At 70.4% G+C, this 18,463-nt stretch carries 18 protein-coding genes and 3 pseudogenes; 10 read left to right on the top strand and 11 right to left on the bottom strand.

Annotated elements, in window-relative coordinates; all coding sequences use genetic code 11:
* Positions 1–47: 47 nt before the first annotated feature.
* From LRS10_RS08000 to LRS10_RS07990, 3 genes are all read left to right on the top strand, one after another.
* Positions 48–524 carry a MerR family DNA-binding transcriptional regulator gene (locus LRS10_RS08000; protein ID WP_257836783.1) on the top strand — a complete coding sequence of 159 codons (477 nt, stop codon included), beginning with the start codon at positions 48–50 and terminating at the stop codon, positions 522–524.
* Between the two features lie 65 nt (positions 525–589).
* Positions 590–2,377, top strand: coding sequence for an acyl-CoA dehydrogenase C-terminal domain-containing protein (locus LRS10_RS07995; RefSeq protein WP_257836782.1), 1,788 nt, complete (start codon positions 590–592; stop codon positions 2,375–2,377).
* Positions 2,378–2,400: 23 nt separating this feature from the next.
* Complete coding sequence (locus tag LRS10_RS07990) at positions 2,401–2,883, top strand: OsmC family protein (RefSeq protein WP_257836781.1); 483 nt, start codon at positions 2,401–2,403, stop codon at positions 2,881–2,883.
* Here LRS10_RS07990 and LRS10_RS07985 read toward each other — a convergent pair.
* From LRS10_RS07985 to LRS10_RS07970, 4 genes are all read right to left on the bottom strand, one after another.
* Positions 2,880–3,377 carry a GNAT family N-acetyltransferase gene (locus LRS10_RS07985; RefSeq protein ID WP_257836780.1) on the bottom strand — a complete coding sequence of 166 codons (498 nt, stop codon included), beginning with the start codon at positions 3,375–3,377 and terminating at the stop codon, positions 2,880–2,882. The genes LRS10_RS07990 and LRS10_RS07985 overlap by 4 nt on opposite strands.
* 31 nt (positions 3,378–3,408) lie before the next feature.
* Entirely contained in the window at positions 3,409–3,831 is a 423-nt protein-coding gene (locus tag LRS10_RS07980; RefSeq protein WP_257836779.1) for a very short patch repair endonuclease, read from the bottom strand.
* Positions 3,828–4,817 carry a cysteine synthase A gene (gene cysK, locus LRS10_RS07975; protein ID WP_257836778.1) on the bottom strand — a complete coding sequence of 330 codons (990 nt, stop codon included), beginning with the start codon at positions 4,815–4,817 and terminating at the stop codon, positions 3,828–3,830. Before cysK ends, LRS10_RS07980 begins: the two co-directional genes overlap by 4 nt.
* A gap of 98 nt (positions 4,818–4,915) precedes the next feature.
* Entirely contained in the window at positions 4,916–6,043 is a 1,128-nt protein-coding gene (locus LRS10_RS07970; RefSeq protein ID WP_257836777.1) for a DNA cytosine methyltransferase, read from the bottom strand.
* Positions 6,044–6,088: 45 nt separating this feature from the next.
* Here LRS10_RS07970 and LRS10_RS07965 point away from each other — a divergent pair, with 45 nt between their 5' ends.
* Positions 6,089–6,592, top strand: coding sequence for a COG3650 family protein (locus LRS10_RS07965; protein ID WP_257836776.1), 504 nt, complete (start codon positions 6,089–6,091; stop codon positions 6,590–6,592).
* Here LRS10_RS07965 and LRS10_RS07960 read toward each other — a convergent pair.
* Complete coding sequence (locus tag LRS10_RS07960) at positions 6,589–6,714, bottom strand: hypothetical protein (RefSeq protein WP_257836775.1); 126 nt, start codon at positions 6,712–6,714, stop codon at positions 6,589–6,591. The two genes, LRS10_RS07965 and LRS10_RS07960, sit on opposite strands and share 4 nt — an antisense overlap.
* Before the next feature lie 158 nt (positions 6,715–6,872).
* Between LRS10_RS07960 and LRS10_RS07955 the strand changes: the two are divergent.
* The 4 genes and pseudogenes from LRS10_RS07955 to LRS10_RS25030 form a co-directional block, all read left to right on the top strand.
* Positions 6,873–8,610, top strand: a pseudogene (locus LRS10_RS07955) (amidohydrolase family protein).
* A gap of 65 nt (positions 8,611–8,675) precedes the next feature.
* A complete protein-coding gene (locus LRS10_RS07950; protein ID WP_257836774.1) occupies positions 8,676–9,146 on the top strand; it encodes a BLUF domain-containing protein in 471 nt (156 codons plus the stop codon).
* Between the two features lie 67 nt (positions 9,147–9,213).
* Entirely contained in the window at positions 9,214–11,052 is a 1,839-nt protein-coding gene (recQ, locus tag LRS10_RS07945) for a DNA helicase RecQ (protein ID WP_257836773.1), read from the top strand.
* A gap of 44 nt (positions 11,053–11,096) precedes the next feature.
* A pseudogene (locus LRS10_RS25030) lies at positions 11,097–11,783 on the top strand (acyltransferase family protein); the annotation flags it as partial.
* Between the two features lie 804 nt (positions 11,784–12,587).
* Here LRS10_RS25030 and LRS10_RS25025 read toward each other — a convergent pair.
* Positions 12,588–13,424 (bottom strand): annotated as a pseudogene (locus tag LRS10_RS25025) (PepSY domain-containing protein); the annotation flags it as partial.
* Entirely contained in the window at positions 13,408–15,369 is a 1,962-nt protein-coding gene (locus LRS10_RS07935) for a TonB-dependent siderophore receptor (protein ID WP_257836771.1), read from the bottom strand. The gene LRS10_RS07935 and the pseudogene LRS10_RS25025, both read right to left, overlap by 17 nt.
* Positions 15,370–15,561: 192 nt before the next feature.
* On the opposite strand from LRS10_RS07935, the gene LRS10_RS07930 reads away from it, so the two are divergent.
* Entirely contained in the window at positions 15,562–16,686 is a 1,125-nt protein-coding gene (locus tag LRS10_RS07930) for a helix-turn-helix domain-containing protein (RefSeq protein ID WP_257836770.1), read from the top strand.
* Between the two features lies 1 nt (position 16,687).
* Here the strand turns inward: LRS10_RS07930 and LRS10_RS07925 are convergent, their stop codons facing one another.
* From LRS10_RS07925 to LRS10_RS07915, 3 genes are all read right to left on the bottom strand, one after another.
* Positions 16,688–16,954, bottom strand: a complete 267-nt coding sequence (locus LRS10_RS07925; protein WP_257836769.1) for a hypothetical protein — start codon at positions 16,952–16,954, stop codon at positions 16,688–16,690.
* Positions 16,955–16,956: 2 nt separating this feature from the next.
* On the bottom strand, positions 16,957–17,160 hold the full coding sequence (locus LRS10_RS07920) for a hypothetical protein (protein ID WP_257836768.1): 204 nt from the start codon (positions 17,158–17,160) through the stop codon (positions 16,957–16,959).
* Between the two features lie 93 nt (positions 17,161–17,253).
* A complete protein-coding gene (locus LRS10_RS07915) occupies positions 17,254–17,487 on the bottom strand; it encodes a hypothetical protein (protein ID WP_257836767.1) in 234 nt (77 codons plus the stop codon).
* Positions 17,488–17,600: 113 nt separating this feature from the next.
* Here LRS10_RS07915 and LRS10_RS07910 point away from each other — a divergent pair, with 113 nt between their 5' ends.
* Positions 17,601–18,011, top strand: coding sequence for a hypothetical protein (locus tag LRS10_RS07910; protein WP_257836766.1), 411 nt, complete (start codon positions 17,601–17,603; stop codon positions 18,009–18,011).
* On the opposite strand, the gene LRS10_RS07905 is transcribed toward LRS10_RS07910, so the two are convergent.
* Complete coding sequence (locus LRS10_RS07905) at positions 18,008–18,445, bottom strand: class A beta-lactamase-related serine hydrolase (RefSeq protein WP_257836765.1); 438 nt, start codon at positions 18,443–18,445, stop codon at positions 18,008–18,010. The two genes, LRS10_RS07910 and LRS10_RS07905, sit on opposite strands and share 4 nt — an antisense overlap.
* Between the last annotated feature and the right edge of the window lie 18 nt (positions 18,446–18,463).

The following is an 18,463-nucleotide window of genomic DNA, read 5'->3' as shown; positions in this document are numbered from 1 at the left end:
CGTTCTTAGCTGCCGGGGCATTGCGAGACCTATAGGGAGGATCGCCCATGCCTACCGACCTGCGCCGTCCGTTGCGCACCTACACGATCCGGCAGCTCTGCCTGGAATTCAAATGCACGCCCCGCGCGCTGCGGTTCTACGAAGACAAGGGCCTGCTGACGCCGGCCCGCGACGGCATGAATCGCGTCTACTCGTACCGCGACCGCGCGCGGCTGCAGCTCATCCTGCGCGGTAAGCGCGTGGGCCTTTCGCTGGCCGAGATCGGCGAGATCCTCGACCTCTACGAGGCCGACGAGAACGGCGCCGCCCAGGCCGCCAAGAGCCTGCGGAAGTTCAAGGAGCGCATCGTCGCCCTCGAGCAGCAGAAGAACGACATCGACGCCGCGATCGCCCAGCTGCAGCAGGGCATCAGCGAGATGGAGCGCCGGCTGACCGAGACGCGGCCCGACCTGCTGCCGCGCGCCGCCGATTACGATCAGATGCTGCGCCGCCGCCTGGACGACCTGGAGCACGGCGAAGCCTAGCTCGGCGGGGCTGCTCGGACTATGTGGGGGGCTGAACAGCCCCCTACGCTTCGTCCGGAGTTTGCATGCCCTACCAGGCCCCCGTCCGCGACTACCAGTTCCTGCTGCGCGACGTCCTGCAGCTCGAGCGCTACGCCAACCTTCCGGCCTTTGCCGACGCATCGATGGATACTGTTGATGCGATCCTGGAAGAGGCCGGCAAGTTCACGTCCGAGGTCCTCGCGCCCCTGAATTCGGTGGGCGACAAGGAAGGCTGCACCTGGAACCCGGACTTCACGGTCAAGACGCCGACCGGGTTCAAGGACGCCTATGCAAAGCTGGTGGAGGGCGGCTGGCCGGCGCTGGGGTCCGATCCCGAATACGGCGGCCAGGGCCTGCCGCACGTGGTCAACGTGGCGTTCTCCGAGATGAGCTCATCGGCGAACATGGCCTTCTCCATGTACCCGGGCCTGACCCACGGCGCCTATTCCGCGATCCACGTCGGCGGGACGCCGGAGCAGAAGGCGCTCTATCTGCCCAAGCTGGTGTCGTTCCAGTGGGCCGGCACCATGAACCTGACCGAGCCGCACTGCGGCACCGACCTCGGGCTCCTGCGGACGAAGGCCGTGCCGCAGGCGGACGGCACCTACAAGATTACTGGCCAGAAGATCTGGATCTCGGGCGGCGAGCAGGACCTGACCGAGAACATCGTGCACCTAGTGCTGGCCCGCATCGAGGGTGCGCCGGCCGGCGTCCGCGGCATCAGCCTGTTTATCGTCCCGAAGTACATCCCTGACCCCGACGGCAACCCGGGCGAGCGCAATTCGGTGAAGTGCCTGGGCCTCGAAGAGAAGATGGGCATCCACGGCAACGCCACCTGCGTGATCAGCCACGAGGAGGCCACCGGCTGGCTGATCGGCGAGGAAAACGCCGGCCTGAAGCTGATGTTCGTGATGATGAACGAAGCCCGGCTCGGCGTAGGCCTGCAGGGGATCGCCCAGGCCGAGGCCGCCTACCAGGCCGCCGCGGAATTCGCCAGGGATCGCCTGCAGGGCCGCTCGCTGACCGGGCCGAAGAACCCGGACGGTCCGGCCGATCCGATCATCGTCCACCCCGACGTGCGGCGGATGCTGATGGACGCCCGCGCCATCGTCGAGGGCGGCCGCGCCTTCATGGCCTGGACCGCCCTGCACGGCGACCTGGCGCATGCGAGCCCCGACGAAGCCGTGCAGCAGAAGGGCCGCGACTACATGGCCCTGATGACCCCGGTGGTGAAGGCGTTCCTGACCGATCGCGGCTTCCAGGTCTGCTCCGACGCCATGCAGGTGCACGGCGGCTCGGGCTTCACCGAGCACTTCCCGGCCAGCCAATACCTGCGCGACGTGCGCATCGCCCTGATCTACGAGGGCACCAACGGGGTCCAGGCCCTGGATCTGGTAGGCCGCAAGCTGGCGGCGGACGGCGGGCGGGCGGTGATGAGCTTCTTCGCCGAGCTCGACCAGTTCGTCGCGGAAAACGAAGGTCAGGCCGACCTGAAGCCGTTCATCGACGGCGTCGCCAGGGCCAAGGGCGAGCTGCAGGACGCCACCATGTGGCTGATGCAGAACGGGCTGGCCAACCCGGACAACGCCGGCGCGGCCTCGACCGACTATCTGCAGCTCTTCGGCCTGACAGCGCTCGCCTACATGTGGGCGATGATGGCCAAGGCGGCCCAGGCCAGGATCGCCGCCGGCGACGCTGACCCGATCTACGAGCGCAAGCTGGTGGTCGGCCGCTACTACGTCGAGCGCATCCTCCCCGAGACCAGCGGCCGTCTTGCCAAGCTCAAGACGGGCGCCGATCTGATGATGAAGCTTCCCGCCGACGCCTTCTGAACGGCCGGCTGACGGAGACCTTCATGGCCACCTACCGCGCGACGATCGAATGGGCCCTGGCGGCGGACGCCGGGCCCGACGACTTCCTGAAGGGCCGCTACAGCCGCGGCCACACCGTCGCCTTCGCCGAGCACGTCATGCCGGCGACGGCCTCCGCCCACGTGGTCGGAAACAAGTGGGCGGCGCCGGGGGCGGTGGATCCGGAGGAGTTGCTGGTGGCGTCGCTCTCCAACTGCCACATGCTGACCTTCCTTCATGTCGCGCGGCTGAAGGGCTTCGTCGTCACCCGCTACCGCGACGAGGCGGTGGGCGTGATGGAGAAGAACGCGGAGGGCCGCATGGCCGTCACCCGCGTCACGCTGCGTCCGGAGATCACCTACGAGGGCCCGTGCCCGACCGAAGACGAGGCCCACGCCCTGCACCACGCGGCGCACGAGGAATGTTTCATCGCCAATTCGGTGAAGACCGAGGTGGTGGTGGAAGAGACAGCCCCGGCGGCGGCTTAAAGCTTCTTCCAGTAGATCGCCGTGCCGACCAGCCCGCCGTGCGGCTTGTAGGCGTAATCCGGGATGACGCCGGCGCGGGTCCAGCCGAGGCTCTCATACAGCTCCGACGCCCCGCCTTCGACGGCGGTGTCGAGGTTCAGCAGGGTGCGGCCGCGCTCGGCCGCCATCCGCTCGGCCTCGAGCATCAGGGCGCGGGCGAGACCCCGCCCGCGTGCGGACGGCGCCACCATCAGCTTCCAGATCTCGCCCCGGAACGGCTGGTTCGGCGGGGCGTCGAGCCACAGCGTCACGGTGCCCTGCAGCTTGCCCTCGAGGAAGGCGCCCAGGACGATCCGGCCCGGATCGGCGACGGCGGCCGACCAATAGGCCTCGGCCCCACCCGCGGGCACGGGATCCATGAAGTGCACCGAGCCGCCCGCGGCGACGGTCTCACGCAGGATCTCGGCCAGGCGCGGGACGGCCGCGGCGTCCAGAGGACGGATGTTGATGTTCATGGGGCCTAGCTGAGCGCTGGGCCCAACACGGTCAAGCTGTGCCGAGGAGGTCGACGAGCCGACGCTGCAGCCCTGCCTGATCCTTGAGCTCGCACTCCCAGATCGTCTCCACCCGCCAGCCCTGCGCCTGAAGTTCGGCGCGGCTCTTCGCGTCACGGGCCACGTTGCGGCCGACCTTGGCCGTCCAGTAGTCGCGGTTCTGCTTGGGTACGCGCGCGCCCCGCGGGCAGTCGTGGCCGTGCCAGAAGCAGCCGTGGACGAAGAGCGCCAGGCGGCGACCCGGCATCACGATATCGGGGCTGCCCGGCAGGTCCTTGCGGTGCAGCCGATAGCGCGCGCCGAGCCGCGTCAGCGCCCGGCGCACCGTCAGCTCCGGGGTCGTGTCCTTGCCCTTAACCCGCCGCATCACGGCGGAGCGCTTCTCCGGGCTGTAGACATCGGAGCCGGGGCTCACAGCCCCTCGAACAGCGCCGTCGAGATGTAGCGTTCGGCGAAGCTGGGCACGATGGCGACGACCAGCTTGCCGGCCATGTCGTCGCGCCTGGCGACCTCGAAGGCGGCAGTGAGGGCGGCGCCCGAGGAGATGCCGACCGGAATCCCCTCCTCGGCGGCGACCCGGCGGGCCATGGCGAAGCTGTCGTCGTTGGAAACCTGGACGATCTCGTCGATGACGGAGCGGTCGACGATGGAGGGCACGAAGCCCGCGCCGATACCCTGGATCTTGTGCGGACCGGGCTGGCCGCCTGACAGCACCGGCGAGGCCTCCGGCTCGACGGCGACCATCTTCACGGACGGCTTCCTGGCCTTCAGCACCTGGCCGACGCCGGTGATGGTGCCGCCGGTGCCGACGCCCGAGATCACCACGTCGACGCGGCCCTCGGTGTCGTTCCAGATCTCCTCGGCCGTCGAGACGCGGTGGATCAGCGGATTGGCGACGTTGTCGAACTGTTGCGGCATCACCGCGCCCGGCGTGGCGTCCACCAGCTCGCGGGCGCGGGCGACGGCGCCGGCCATGCCCTTCTCCGCGGGCGTCAGCTCCAGCTTGGCGCCGAGGATGACCAGCATCTTTCGGCGCTCCATCGACATGCTCTCGGGCATGACGAGGGTGAGCTTGTAGCCCTTGGCCGCGGCGACGAAGGCCAGAGCGATGCCGGTGTTGCCGGACGTCGGCTCGATGATCACGCCGCCCGGCTTGAGCAGGCCTTTCGCCTCCAGGTACTCGACCATGGCGACGCCGATCCGGTCCTTCACCGAGGCCACCGGATTGAAGAACTCGAGCTTGGCGACCACCTCGGCCTTGGGCTGGAAGGCCTGCGTAAGGTGCGGCAGGCGCACCAGCGGCGTGTCGCCCACGGTGTCGAGGATGGAGTCGTAGATCTTGCCCCGGCCGGCCCGGCGGAAGCGGGCGGCGTCGTAGACCTTGTCGGGGGTGGCGTCCATGGCGGGTCTCGGTATCTCGAAAGCTGGGGAAGCTGGTCCGAGACCCTAGAACTTCCGCCGCGTTTTGGAAGGCGCCGTGCTTGGCGCCGCCTTTAGATTTACTCGGCGGCCAGAACGGCGGCCGGGCGGAGCAGCGGCTCGAGCAGCTGCTCGGCCAGCCAGCGGACCACCGGCACGGCGACGCCGTCGCCGGCCACGTGCAGCGCCGCCGTCGCGGGGGCCGGCAGCCGATAGCTGTCAGGCAGTCCCATCAGTCGGGCGGCTTCGCGCGGACTAAGCAGGCGGCTGCGGACCCTGCCGTCCTCGACCACGATCAGCGTCTGGCGTGAGGAGCCGCCACGCGGGGTGCGCAGACAGCCGGCCAGGCCGTCGAACCGCACCTCCGCCCGCTGCACGCGGTGACCGTTCTCCACCCGGGTCCGGCGAAAGACGGCCCCGACCGCGCGGCCCTGCTGCATCGCCAGCTTGGCCCGATGATGCGGGGCCATGAGCGATAGCAGGCGTCGGGTGTCGGCCTCGGAGCGCCAGGCGACCGCATCGTCCGGCTCCAGCAGGGCGGCGAGATCGGTGTTGCGGGCGGGCGGCGCGGCCACGCGCCACCAGACCCAGCCCCGTTTCAGCGCCGGCCCCAGCGCGGCGTGGGCGGCGCGCACGGCGCGGGTGTGGAAGGGGCTGTCCCCGACCAGGCCCGGCGGCGGCGGGGCCCTCGAGGCGATCACGAAGACCCGCGGGCGCGACTGGGGCAGGAGGCAGGCCGCGTCGACCTCGAGCGCGCCGAAGACATAGCCCGCCTCGGCCAACGCCTGACCGAGGGCTGCGAAGTCCGCGCCGCCGCGCGAGGTGAGCAGGCCGGTGACGTTCTCGATGACGATCAGGCGGGGCGCGCGCCCCTCGGCCCCCAGCGCCTGCATCAACCGCCAAAAGCCGAAGAAGGCCGAGGAGCGGCCGCCTTCCAGCCCCGCGCGTGCGCCGGCGAGGCTGAAGTCCTGGCAGGGGCTGGAGGCCCAGGCGAGGTCGGCCTGCCCCGGCAGCTCGGCCGTCGAGAGCCGCCAGACGTCGCCCTCGCGGAAATGGGCCGACGCATCAGGGAAGTTCAGCCGGTAGGTGCTGGCCTTGACCGAGTCGAAGTCGTTGGCGAACGCGCAGGTCCAGGGCGCGCCCAGGCCCAGCCGGGCCATGCCGCCGCCGGCGAAAAACTCGTAGAAGCTGAAGGGTGTCGCGCCCACGGGAACGACGGTAGCCTGATTTGAACCGAAACCGGGAAGGCCTCGATGCGCCTCTTCGCTCCGCTCGCTCTGCTGCTCCTCGCCGCCTGTCAGCCGCAGGCGCCCGGCGGCGAGGCCGCGCCGCCGCCCGCGGATGCGCCGGGCGCCGCCCTGCCCGCCGCGCCCGCCGCCACGGACTTCGGCGAGGACATCGTGGCGATCGGCCCGGAGCCGTTCTGGTCCCTGACCCTGCGCGGGACCGATCTCGATCTGATCCGGCCCGATCATCCGAACGTGAAGCTGACCGCGCCCGGGGCGGAGATCAGCCCCGGCCAGGGCGTGTGGAAGGCGACCGCCGCCGACGGCTCCGCCATGACCGTGACCCTGCGGGTGGGCGACTGCTCGGACGGCATGAGCGACCGGACCTATCCGATGAGCGCCGAGATCGAGTTCGCCGGCCGGACGCTGCACGGCTGCGCCGCCAAGGCGTCGGACATCGGCAAGGCCTTGAAGGGCGCGCTTGGCGCCGCGATCGGCGGCGCCGGGGCGCCGCTGGACCTCGGCGGCTAGCGGAGTTCCAGCATCGGGATCTGGCCGGATTGCGCCTGCGCCTCGCCGCCTTCCCGTCCGGGCAGGGTGAAGCCAATGGCGACGGCCAGGGCCGCGAGGGCCAGCAGGGCTTTGATGGGCATCGATCGTCTCTCGTCCAGGGCGTGCAACCCCTTCAAAAGCCCCAGGTTCCTACGGCCCAGCCCGGCGGACCCGGCATTTGATCGTTGACCTGACCCGGCGTCCGCGCGGCTAGATGACGACCAGGGCGCGAACAGACGCCCGATCAGGGAGACCGGCCATGGAGAAGGCTTTCGACCTCGTGGTCCGCGGCGGCACGCTGGCCGACGGGACGGGCGGCGCGCTCTACGAGGCCGACGTCGGCGTAAAGGACGGCCGCGTGGCCGCCGTCGGGAAGCTGGCCGGCGCCGGCGCCGAGGAGATCGACGCCCGCGGCAAGCTGGTGACGCCGGGCTTCGTCGATATCCATACGCACTACGACGGCCAGGCGAGCTGGGACGAGCGCATGCAGCCGTCCTCGTGGCACGGCGTGACCACCGTCGTCATGGGCAACTGCGGCGTCGGCTTCGCGCCGTGCCGGCCGGAAGACCACGACCGGCTGATCCGCCTGATGGAAGGCGTCGAGGACATCCCGTTCCCGGTGCTCTCGGAAGGCCTGCCGTGGAACTGGGAGAGCTATCCCGACTACCTCGACGCACTTGAGAGGCGACGCTTCGACGTCGACGTCGGCAGCCAGCTGCCGCACGCGGCGCTTCGGGTGTTCGTCATGGGCGAACGGGGCGCGAACCGGGAGCCTGCGACCGAGGCCGACATCCACGCCATGGCGGCCATCGCCCGGCGCGCGGCGGAGGCCGGCGCCTTAGGTTTCTCCACCTCGCGGACGCTCAACCATCGCACCTCGGACGGCCAGCCGACGCCGACGCTGACCGCCGGCGAGGACGAGCTGACCGGCATCGCACTGGGTCTCGCCGCCGCCGGCAAGGGGGTGCTGCAGCTCGTATCGGACTTCGCCGAGCCCGCCGAGGAGCTCGCCATGCTGCGCCGGATCGTCGAGCGCTCGGGCCGTCCGCTGTCGTTCAGCCTGGTGCAGAGCCCCCGCGCACCGGACAGCTACCGGATGATGCTGGATTGGCTGGCCCAGGCCAACGCCGACGGTCTGCCGATCCGGGCGCAAGTGGCGGGCCGGGCGGTGGGCGTGCTGTTCGGCTTCGAACTGACCATGAATCCCTTCAGCCAGCACTCGGTCTTCGCCGAGATCCGCGACCTGCCGCTGGCGGGCAAGGTGGAGCGGCTGCGAGATCCCGGCTTCCGCGCCCGCCTGCTGACCGAGGAGGCCGCCGGGCGAGGCTTCGCCGGCAGCCAGCCGCGCGCCTGGGACAACATGTTCCTGATGGCGCAGACACCGGACTACGAGCCGACGTCCGAGATGACCATCGCGGCGATCGCCGCGCGCGAGGGCCGCGAGCCGGCCGAGGTCGCCCTGGATCACATGCTGACCGACGGCGGGCGCGGCATGCTGTACCTGCCGTTCCTCAACTACGCCTTCCAGAACCTCGACCCGGCCTACGCCATGCTGAGCCATCCGGACTGCGTGCCGGGCCTGTCGGACGGCGGGGCGCACGTGGGCATGATCTGCGACGGCAGCTTCCCCACCTTCAATCTTACCCATTGGACCCGCGACCGCACGCGGGGACCCAGGCTGGCGCTGGAGAAGATGATCAAGGGCCAGACGCGGGATACGGCCGAGACCGTCGGCCTGTTCGACCGCGGCCTCATTCAGCCGGGATATCGCGCCGATCTCAACGTCATCGACTACGACCAGCTGAAGCTCTTCGCGCCGCAGGTGGCCTACGACCTTCCGGCCGGCGGACGCCGCTTGATCCAGCGCGCCGAGGGCTATGTGGCGACCGTCGTCGCCGGTCAGACCACCTACCGCGACGGAGAGCCTACCGGCGCCCTCCCCGGTCGGCTGCTGCGCGGGGGGCCAGGCGGCTCCGGCGCGCCTGGCGGCGGAGTAACGTGTTAGGCGATTGTTCAAGAGGTGGCGGCTAAGCTGGCGGCTTCGTTTCCGGAGCGTCCCCGAGTGTCCGCCAACTCCGCCATTTCCGGCTCTCGCACCCTGCACCGCCTCGTCTACGCCAGCCGGCAGGCGATCGAGCCCGTCCGGCTGAACGCCCAGGTCGACGAGATCATCCGGGCGTCGATCCGCAACAACCGCGCCGTCGCGATCACCGGGCTGCTGCTCGTCCACGACGGCTGGTTCCTCCAGGCGCTGGAGGGTCCGGCCGAGGCGGTGATGAGCACCTATCGCCGCATCCTCGACGATCCCCGCCACAAGGAGCCGCGCGTTCTGCAGGCGGGACCGGCGACGATGCGCGAGTTCGCCAACTGGAACATGTGCGCGCGGCGCATGAGCGACGCCGACGACGCCATCCTGAAGACCCTGTCCCAGCGCGAGATCGACTTCGCGGTGCTGGGCGGCGACCAGGCGCTGAAGCTGCTGAAGGTGGTCCGCGGCATCCAGAGCCGAACGGAGCTGGCGCGCACAGCCTAGATTTCGCGGCCTTCTGGGAGGGAAAGGTCGCATCGACCTTCGGGCGAATTGCGCCATAAGGGGCGCGATGCACGCCGCCGCCGCGCAAAGCCCGCTTTCGCCTCTCGCCGAGGCGCGCGAGATCCTGCGCCGGACCTTCGGCCATGCGGACTTCCGGGGCCTGCAGGCGGATGTCATCGCCGAGGTGCTCGCCGGCCGCAGCGCCATGGCGGTGCTCCCCACCGGTGGCGGCAAGAGCCTCTGCTATCAGATCCCCAGCCTGATGAGGCCGGGCCTGGGCCTCGTCGTCTCGCCGCTGATCGCGCTGATGACGGACCAGGTCGCGGCGCTGCAGCAGTCGGGCGTGGCCGCGGCCCGGCTGGACTCCCACATCGACCTGCACGAGCGCACCGAGACGTGGCGGCGGATCGAACGCGGCGAACTGGACCTGCTGTACGTCTCGCCGGAAGGGCTGATGCAGCCCAACATGCTGGACCGCCTCGGGCGCACGCCGCTGGCGTTGATCGCCATCGACGAGGCCCACTGCGTCAGCCAGTGGGGCCACGACTTCCGGCCCGAGTACCGGATGCTGGGCCGGCTGGCCGAGCTGTTCCCGGCCGTACCGCGGCTGGCGGTGACCGCCACAGCCGACGCCCGGACCCGGGAAGACATCCGCGCCGAGCTGCGGCTGGAGGACTCGGCCGAATTCGTCGCCAGCTTCGCACGGCCTGAGCTGATCCTGTCGGCCGAGCGGAAGAAGGGCGGCAAGGACAAGCGGGTCGTCGACCTGGTCACCGCGCGGCCGGGCAAGTCGGGCGTGGTCTATGCGGGCTCGCGCGACGGGACCGAGAAGCTGGCCCAGGCGCTGCGCGATGCCGGCGTTCCGGCGCTGGCCTACCACGCCGGCCTCGACCGCAATCTGCGCACCCAGCGGCTGGAGGGATTCCTCGAGGCGGACGCCGCGGTAATGGTGGCGACGATCGCCTTCGGCATGGGCGTGGACAAACCGGACGTCCGGTTCGTCATCCACGCCGATCCGCCGGCCTCGATCGAGGCGTACTGGCAGGAGATCGGCCGGGCGGGCCGCGACGGCGATCCGGCCGAAGGCATCACGCTGTACGGCGCCTCCGACATGGCCTGGGCGCTGCGGCGCATCGGCGAGCGCGACGTCGACGAGGGCGTGAAACAGGTCCAGACGCGGAAGCTGCGCCAGCTCTACGCCATGCTGGACGGCACAGCTTGCCGGGCGGCGAGCGTGCGCCGCTATTTCGGCGAGACCGGCGTCAAGCCCTGCGGCCAGTGCGACCTCTGCAGCGGCGAGGTCGAGACCACCGACGCCACGGAGGCGGCCCAGAAGGCGCTGTCGGCGGCCCACCGGCTGGGCGGGCGGTTCGGACGCGGCCGCGTGGTGGACCACCTGCTGGGCAAGACCAAGGAGGTCTCCGACTGGGAGGCGGGTCTCTCGACGTGGGGCATCGGGGCCGAGCTGTCGGCGGTGCAGTGGCGCGATCTTCTGGAGCAGCTGCTGTTCGAGGGCCTGCTGCGGGAGGACCCGAACGATGGGCGGCCGCTGGTAGGCATCGGCGACGCCGATGGCGCGCGGGCCGTCTTCCGCGGCGAGCGGCGTGTCGTGATCCGCAAGATCGAGGAAGAGGCCCAGCGCCGGCCGCGCCGCAAGGCCAAGGAGCCGCCGCTGTCGGCCGCCGACGCGCCGCTGTTCCAGGCCCTGAAGGCCTGGCGAGCCAGCGAGGCCAAGGCCCAGCACGTGCCGCCGTACGTCATCTTCCATGACCGCACCCTGGCGGAGATCGCCCAGGTAAGACCCGGCAGCCGCGCGGCGCTGGAGCGGATCAGCGGCGTCGGCGAGGCCAAGCTCGCGCACTACGGCCAAGCCGTGCTCGAGGTCGTGGGCGGGTTCGAAGCCTAGCCCCGCGTTGCGGCGACAGCGGCAACGCATGCTAAGGGCGGACCATGAACTTCGACCTCATGCGGCTGGCGGCGGCCCTGCTGGTGGTGGTGAGCCATACCTTCCCGCTGTCGGGACAGCCGCCGCTGACGATCCGCGGGGTCGAGGACTTCGGCGCCCTCGGCGTGTCGATCTTCTTCGTGATCAGCGGGTTCCTGATCGCCGGCAGCTACGAACGTGACCCGAAGAGCTATCTGCTCAAGCGCATCCTGCGGATCGAACCCGGGCTGATCGTCTCGCTGATCGTCACGGTGATCCTGCTCAGCTTCCTCACCACGGCGGCCCCGGTGGAGTACTGGCGCGGCGCCGCGCTCTACGTGGTGCGCAACGCCCTGCTCTTCCCCGCGACCTATGAGCTGCCGGGCGTCTTCGCCGACGCACCCGTAGCTGGCGTCGTCAACGGGGTGCTCTGGACGCTCAGGCTCGAGTTCGCCTGCTACCTGCTGCTGATGCTGGTGCGGGCCAACCTGAAGCTGGTGGTCGGCCTCGCCGCGATCTGCGCCATCGTCTGGCTGTCGCTGATGCTGACCACACCGCAATGGGCCGACGACCGGATCACCCGGATCGCGTTCCTGGCCGGCCGCAACGGCTTCCTGTTCTTCGCCGGCGCGGCGCTCTGGCTGAGCCAGACGAAGGTCCCGCTGTGGCTGGGCGGGATTTCGGCCCTGGCGTTTCCGTTCGTGGGGCCACTGGCGCTGCCGACAGCCGTGGTCGGCCTTTCGCGGCCGGGCAAGCTGCCGGCCGACCTCAGCTACGGCGTCTACATCTACGCCTTCCCTATCCAGCAGCAGCTGGCGCTGATGGGACAGCTCAACGTGCTCACCGGCGTCCTTGCGGTGCTGCCGTTTGCTGCGGCGAGCTGGTTCCTGGTGGAGAAGCCGGCGATGCGGCTCAAGCCGCGCGGCGCCCCGGAGACGGGCGAGCCTGGTGACGTCGGCCTGGGCCCTGCGCCAGGCGAGCCAGACGCCGAGGCCGACGCTGCCGCCGGTGAACGCCAGCAGGAGGGTCATGACCGCCGCCCAGCCGGCGCCCCGGTCGAAGCCCGGGATCACGTCCAGCCGGTGCAGGCCCAGGTGCCACCAGCGGAAGCCCTGGGCGGCCCGGTCGACGCTGCGCAGCAGCTCGCCGGTTTCGGGATCGATGTAGTCGCGCGTCCCGTCGGCGCGGATGACCCGCCAGATCGGCAGCTTCACCGTGTCGTGGTGGCCGTACCAGTAGGCGTCCTCTGCGCCCATAAGGCCCTGCGAGGCGACGGCCCCGAGCCGGGCCGCGGCGCGTGTCAGGTCGGCCGGAGACGGCGGACCGCCGAGCGGTCGGCCGTCGGCCACGGGGATCAGCCCGCCGTCGAGGGGGACCAGCCGCACCTGCCGCGCCGCGAAATCCTGGCCCTTCAGGTCGGAGAGACCCTGACCCAGGACGCCGACGGTGATCGCGGCCTCCCGGTAGCGCGCGGCGCCGGGATCGTCGCCGCCCTCCAGCAGGCCCCAGGGCTGCATCGACAGCAGGCCCGACAGCGTCCAGGTCAGCGTCAGCAGGCTGGCGGCGAGACCCGTCAGGTGGTGCCACATCACCGCTCCCCGGAACGGCGAGAGCCGTGCGTCGCGCCAGGGGCGCCAGGCGACCAGGCCGAGATAGATGCCGGTGACGGTCAGGAAGAGGCCGGCCACGGAGGTCCAGATCACCACCTGCGTCCAGAGCTTGGCGTCCGCCCGCAGCGCCTTGGGATAGAGCCAGTGCGGGATGGGGCCGAGCCAGGCCAAGACGCGATCCGCGCGGGTGGTCGCCTGGGCCACCTCGCCCGTGCGGGCCGAAACGTGGACGACGGTGCGGGCTGCGTCGCCCATCTCCACGCGCCAGAAGGGACGGCGCTTGTTGAAGTAGCCGGTGACCGTCCATTGGTCGCGTTCGACGAGCCGGGCGGCGTCCGGAATGCGGCCGGTGTGCGCCGTCGCGACCGCCCGGGCCTCCGCCTCGGTCAGGGGCTTCAGCACGCCGCCGCGCTCGAGGTCGTAGGTCTCGCCACCCGAGCGCAGCACGGGCCGATCGGCGACGGCCTCGATCACGCCGTCCGCCAACGGCTGTTCCGGCCCGAAGCTGGTCAGGTCGCAACAGCGTTCCCACGGGATGGGCGGCAGGCCCGCCACACGTTCGGCCTCTGTAACCTCCGGCCAGCGGACGAACAGCATGACAATGCCGCTCGCGAACCACAGCAGCATCAGCAGGCCCACGACGATGCCGAGGTAGCGGTGGGTCACCACCAGCCACCGTGGCGCCCAGGGCTTGCGGGGCTTGGCGACTGGCTTTCCGGGCCTGGCGTCAGAAGCTGTAGGCATAGCTGATGTGGAAGGTCCTGGGCACGCCGCGGAAGCGGTAGAGGAAACGGGGACCCGGGACGTCCGGAGCCGCGGAATTCACGCGCGTCGCATAGGCTTCGTCGAAGGCGTTCTCGAGGCGGCCGGTCAGCTTGTGGCGGCGATCGGGGCCGTCCAGCCAGGCATGGGCGGCAAGGTCCACGACAGTGTAGTTTCCGTAGCCGACGCGGCCGAAGCCCGACACGTTGAAGGCCACGTCTCCCACCCACAGCAGGCTGGCTGAAGCGCCGAACGGCAGCTCCGCGGGGACCCAGTCGACCCCCGCCTTGACCTGTTGCTCGGGTACGCGATCGAACTGGCGGCCGGCTCCCGCCGCGCGGGCGCGGGTGTAGGCGTAGGCGGCGCGGGCGGCGATCGCTTCCGTGACACGCAGCGTTGCCTGCAACTCCAGGCCCCGGAAGCGGACCTCACCGTCGGTGTTCACGTAGATTCCGTCCGGAAAGCCGGGCCGTTCCTCGTCGACGATCAGGTTCTTCACCCGGCGGGTGAAGGCGGTGGCCTCCCAGGTGAGCCGGTCCGTCTGCCCGCCCAGTGTCAGGCTGGCGTTGGCGCTTTCCTCGGCGTCCAGCTGCGGATTGCCGACGGCGCAGCAGGGGTCGACGCCGAACAGCTGCTCGGCGCTCGGCAGGATGAACGCCGTGCCCACCATGCCTTCGACGTAGACGGCGGGCGTCGCATCCCAGCGACCCGAGACGTTCCAGACGGTCTTCTCCGTCTCGTCGGTCCGGTTGTAGCGGACGCCGGCGGCGAAGCGCAGGTTCTCGAACAGGTCGTCGGTCGTGCGCACCTGGCCGATGAAGGCATGAACCTTCTCGGTCTGCTGCGCGATCAGCAGCACCTCGTCGCGGCCGTTGAAGTTCTGGAAGTCGTAGCCCAGCTGGTACTCGAACCCCTTGTGCAGGTTCAGCCTGGCCAGCGCCTGGACGCCGTAGTCCTCGTATCCCCAGTAGGTGAGGTCATCGACGATCACCGGCGGCGCGGATGGGTCGCCCGGCACGTTGTTGACCGTGGAATAGACGCTGTCCCAGTCGTGGTAGTAGCCCTTCACCGAGAGCTGGACGTCGTCGCGGGCGGTCCAGTCGAGGCTGGCGCTGGCGATCTCCTCGTCGCGGTCGTTGAAGGCGAGCCGGGTCAGCCGCGGGTTCGGATATTCCAGATGGGCGTCGACATGCTGGGCGTAGAGGTTCAGCGCCAGCCCATCGGCGAGATCGACGCCGTACTTGCCGCCGAAGCTGACCACATCGTAGCCGCGCCTGCGGTCGGTGGCGCTGGGCTGGAAGATGTCGAAGGTGCGGTAACCGTCGGACTCGTCCTTCGACACCCAGGCCACATAGCGATGCCGGCCCACCGTGTCGCGGATGAAGACGTCGGCGTGGACGCCGCCGTTCGTGTCGCCGCCGGCGGTGAGGCGGCCGTCGAAGTCCTCCGAATAGGCGCGCGTCACGACGTTGATGGCGCCAGCCACCGCCTGGGTGCCGTAGAACAGGCTCTGGCCGCCCTTCAGCACCTCGATGCGCTCGACCATGCTGGCCGGCAGCGTGTCGGCCGGGCTGGTCGAGGTGTAGAGGCGGTTGCTGATCCGCACGCCGTCCACGAGCCACAGCACATCCCCGGTCCGCGAGCCCTGGATGGCGATGTCGACGTAGGAGAACGGGCCGTTGCGGGGGCTGAGGAAGACCCCAGGCGTCTGCATCTGCAGCGCCTGGGAGATGTCGACGTAAAGGTTGTCGCGGATCGTGGCCTCGCTGATCACCGACAGGTCAGCGCCATAGCGGGCGAGCTCCTGCGGCAGGGTCTCCTCGAGCCGCGCCGCGGTGACCACCAGCTCCTGAACGTCGGCGCCTTCGGCCCGCGCGCCCGAGCCCAGCGCGGCCAGCGCCGCCCCCAGCAGCCAGATCGCCTTCATCCCCGCCCCCTCTCAACTGCGCTAATTTGTTATGTTATAAAGTAACACTGAGTCCAGCCCGGCTGGCAATGCGGCGGCGATAGGGGCCTCGCGTCGGCGCGGCCCGTACTTTACGGTTGAGGCGGCGTTACAGGGGGGTTACAGGCACGTATGGACGGCCCGGAGGACGGCCTGGAAGCGGAGGTTGCGCGAGTGCGCGCCAGCGGCGTTCTGGGACGTTCGCAGGGTCTTTCGCGCCTGTTCGAGTATCTGGCGCAGCAGGCCGTCGCGGGCCGGCCGGTGCGCGAGGCCGACATCGCCGTCGAGGTCTTCGGCCGCGCGGTGGATCTCGCCGGCGACGCCTCGGTGCGGGTCTATGTCCACCGCCTCCGCAAGAAGCTGGACGACTTCTACGCCGACAGCTCGCCGAGGCTGTCGCTGCCGCTCGGCGAGTACCGGCTGGCTCTGATCGAGGCCCCGGAGCCCCGCGCCGTCGCGCGGGAGGAGCGCCCCTGGCGCTGGGCGGTCGCGGCGGCCCTGCTGCTGGTCACGATGGCGGTGCTGGGGGGCGCCTGGCTTGCGCGCGCGACGGCGCCGGCCCGCGAACTCGACCGTATCGCGGCCGCGCCGCTGTGGGCTGGCGTGGGCCAGGACCGCCCCCTGCTGGTGGTCGTGGGCGACTACTACATCTTCGGAGACACCGAGCAGGGCGATGGGCCGAAGCGGATGATCCGCGCCTTCGACATCAACTCGGCGGCCGACCTCGACAGCCTCCTCATGGCGCGGCCCGAGCTGCAGGGCCGGTACGTCGACCTCGACACCTATTACACGCCCGTGGGCGCCACGCTGGCGCTGCGCGAGATCATGCCCCTGGCGCGGCGGCTGGCGGCCGGCGGCGACCGCGTCGGGCTGGTCACCTCCTCCCAGCTCACGCCGCAGATGCTGAAGGGCTCGGACGTGATCTACGTCGGCTATCTCTCAGCCCTGCGGCTGCTGCACGACCCTGTCTTCGAGCGCTCCCGCTTCGAGGTGGGCGAAACCTACGACGAGCTGGTCGACCGCCGGACCCGAGAGACCTTCGTCAGCGGCGCGGGCACGGCGCACGCCGGCCGCCCCAACGTCGATTACGGCTATATCGCCAGCTTCACGGCGCCGGGAGGCGAGCGCATCGTGATCGTCGCCGGGGCGCGGGACATCGGCGTCATGCAGGCGGCGGAGATCGCCGCCGACCCGAAGCGGCTGCGGGCCAGGACGCCCGGCCCCGAGGGCGCGCTGTACCGCGTCGAGGGACTGGGCCGCACGAACCTGTCGGCGACGCCGGTGATCCCGGGCTCCTGACTCAGGCGCCCGGGTTGACCGGGCCAGGCGGCATGGCCTTGTCGTCGGTCTGGCGCGCCGGGTCCTCGCTCAGCGTCGGCGGAGTCGAGGGGATCGCCTGCCCCTGCGCAGGCGGCGGAGTCCCCGGGGTTACCGGATTGACCGTCATGGGTGAGCTCGCCGAGGTGTCGGACCTCGTTCCGGTGGCGGCGGCCTGCCGGTCCGGCGTCTCGGCGCAGGCCGCGGCGGCGAGGGCCGCGAGCGTGGCTGCAGTGGCGGCTCGGATCATCTTCAGTCCTCCATGAAGCTGCGGCGCTCGCCGCGCACCCGGGGCGGGGCGACGTCGAGCGTCATGGGTCGCGCCGTCTCGCCCTCAGGATTGAGGCAGCGGCTGGCCATGTACAGCCACGTCTCGGCCTCCTTGTAGAAGGCCGCCGAGGCCTCCTCGTTGCGCGCCGCCTCGGCGGCGTCGATCGCCTCCTGCGCCCGGCTCATGAAGAACCCGGCGGCCTCCACACGATCGGGGCTTCTGCGGGCGGCTTTGGCCATGGGAAAGGCAACGGAGGCGTCACCCGCCCGGTTCCAGGATCAATCTTTCAGTGAGCGGGCGAGGATCTGCAGCGTCAGCTGGGCCGCCTGTTTCACGGCGTCCTGGTCGCCGCGCTCGAAGGTGACGAGCCCCGCCTCGAAGATGTGATCGACCTCCTCGGGCGTGAGCACGCCCTTGCGCTTCAGGGTCGAGAGCATGCCGATGATCACCGCGTGCAGCGCCGCCAGCATGCCGGCCCGCTCGGCGTCGGCCGGGATTGTTTGGTCGTCCATCAAGTCCTCGTCGCTTCAGCCAAGCTTGTCAGCTTCAGTTCACGTGCGCCGGGGCAGGTGTCGAGTCCAGCCGCTGTTGGCGCCGATTTCAACGTTCTGCGTTCCAGTCCCTCATGCGCACCAGACCCACCTTGAGCCTCGTCCGCGTCTCCGTCGCCGCCTATGCGACGTTCCTGGGCCTGAACGTCCAGGCGGGCGAACCGGCTTCCGCCGAACCGCGCGGCGTGCCGGCCGCCTTCGGCAACACGATCAAGGCGCTGTATCCCGACGGCAAGCATCAGCGCATCTGGCTGCACCCCGACGGCACCTGGGACGCCATCGGCCGGCGCGGCAAGGCGAACTCCGGCAAATGGTCGGTGAAGGGCGAGAAGGTGTGCCTGAAGCAGTCCAAGCCGATCCCGATCCCGGTCAGCTACTGCACCGACTTCCCCTCTGACGGCGGCGTCGGCGCGGTGTGGGCCGGCAAGGACATGACCGGCGAGCCGATCAAGCTGACGCTGGTGAAGGGGATCGAGCGGCCCTAGTCGGCCGCGTTCCGGCTGGCGGTAACGAGCTGCGGGCCGTCGCCGGCCCAGTGCGCCGCCACCGTGCGGGTGACAGCCTGCATCAGCTCCAGCCGCTGCGGCACCGGCTTGTGGGTCCGCCGCATCATCACCGCCACCGCATAGGTCCGGCCGTCCGGCGCGGTCAGGAGGCCCACGTCGTTGATGCCCACCGAGGTGCCCCGGTAGTCCTGGCCGGTGCCGGTCTTGTGGCCAATGGTCCAGCCGGGCGGTAGGCCGCCCTTGAGCCGCTGCGGGCCGGTGCGGACGTCAGCCAGCAGGCCAAGCAGATGCTGGGTCGCGGCAGGCGACAGCAGCTCGCCCTTGTGCAGCCGGGCGAGCGCGCGGGTGATGGCCGCGGGCTGGGCGCCGTCGAGGGGATCCCGGAGATAGTCGGCGAGCGCGGCCTCGCGCACCTGCGCCGGGAGCTGCTC

Source organism: Phenylobacterium sp. J426, from assembly GCF_024699945.1.
Taxonomy (GTDB): domain Bacteria; phylum Pseudomonadota; class Alphaproteobacteria; order Caulobacterales; family Caulobacteraceae; genus Phenylobacterium.
This window is presented reverse-complemented; position numbering and strand designations above follow the sequence as displayed.

Coding starts and splice junctions, on each gene's coding strand:
- LRS10_RS07965 (WP_257836776.1), top strand. CDS start 6,089: ATGCGCCTCTTCGCTCCGCTCGCTCTGCTGCTCCTCGCCGCCTGTCAG.
- LRS10_RS08000 (WP_257836783.1), top strand. CDS start 48: ATGCCTACCGACCTGCGCCGTCCGTTGCGCACCTACACGATCCGGCAG.
- LRS10_RS07985 (WP_257836780.1), bottom strand. CDS start 3,377: ATGAACATCAACATCCGTCCTCTGGACGCCGCGGCCGTCCCGCGCCTG.
- LRS10_RS07925 (WP_257836769.1), bottom strand. CDS start 16,954: ATGATCCGAGCCGCCACTGCAGCCACGCTCGCGGCCCTCGCCGCCGCG.
- LRS10_RS07920 (WP_257836768.1), bottom strand. CDS start 17,160: ATGAGCCGGGCGCAGGAGGCGATCGACGCCGCCGAGGCGGCGCGCAAC.
- LRS10_RS07995 (WP_257836782.1), top strand. CDS start 590: ATGCCCTACCAGGCCCCCGTCCGCGACTACCAGTTCCTGCTGCGCGAC.
- LRS10_RS07915 (WP_257836767.1), bottom strand. CDS start 17,487: ATGGACGACCAAACAATCCCGGCCGACGCCGAGCGGGCCGGCATGCTG.
- LRS10_RS07910 (WP_257836766.1), top strand. CDS start 17,601: ATGCGCACCAGACCCACCTTGAGCCTCGTCCGCGTCTCCGTCGCCGCC.
- LRS10_RS07990 (WP_257836781.1), top strand. CDS start 2,401: ATGGCCACCTACCGCGCGACGATCGAATGGGCCCTGGCGGCGGACGCC.
- LRS10_RS07960 (WP_257836775.1), bottom strand. CDS start 6,714: ATGCCCATCAAAGCCCTGCTGGCCCTCGCGGCCCTGGCCGTCGCCATT.
- LRS10_RS07935 (WP_257836771.1), bottom strand. CDS start 15,369: ATGAAGGCGATCTGGCTGCTGGGGGCGGCGCTGGCCGCGCTGGGCTCG.
- cysK (WP_257836778.1), bottom strand. CDS start 4,817: ATGGACGCCACCCCCGACAAGGTCTACGACGCCGCCCGCTTCCGCCGG.
- recQ (WP_257836773.1), top strand. CDS start 9,214: ATGCACGCCGCCGCCGCGCAAAGCCCGCTTTCGCCTCTCGCCGAGGCG.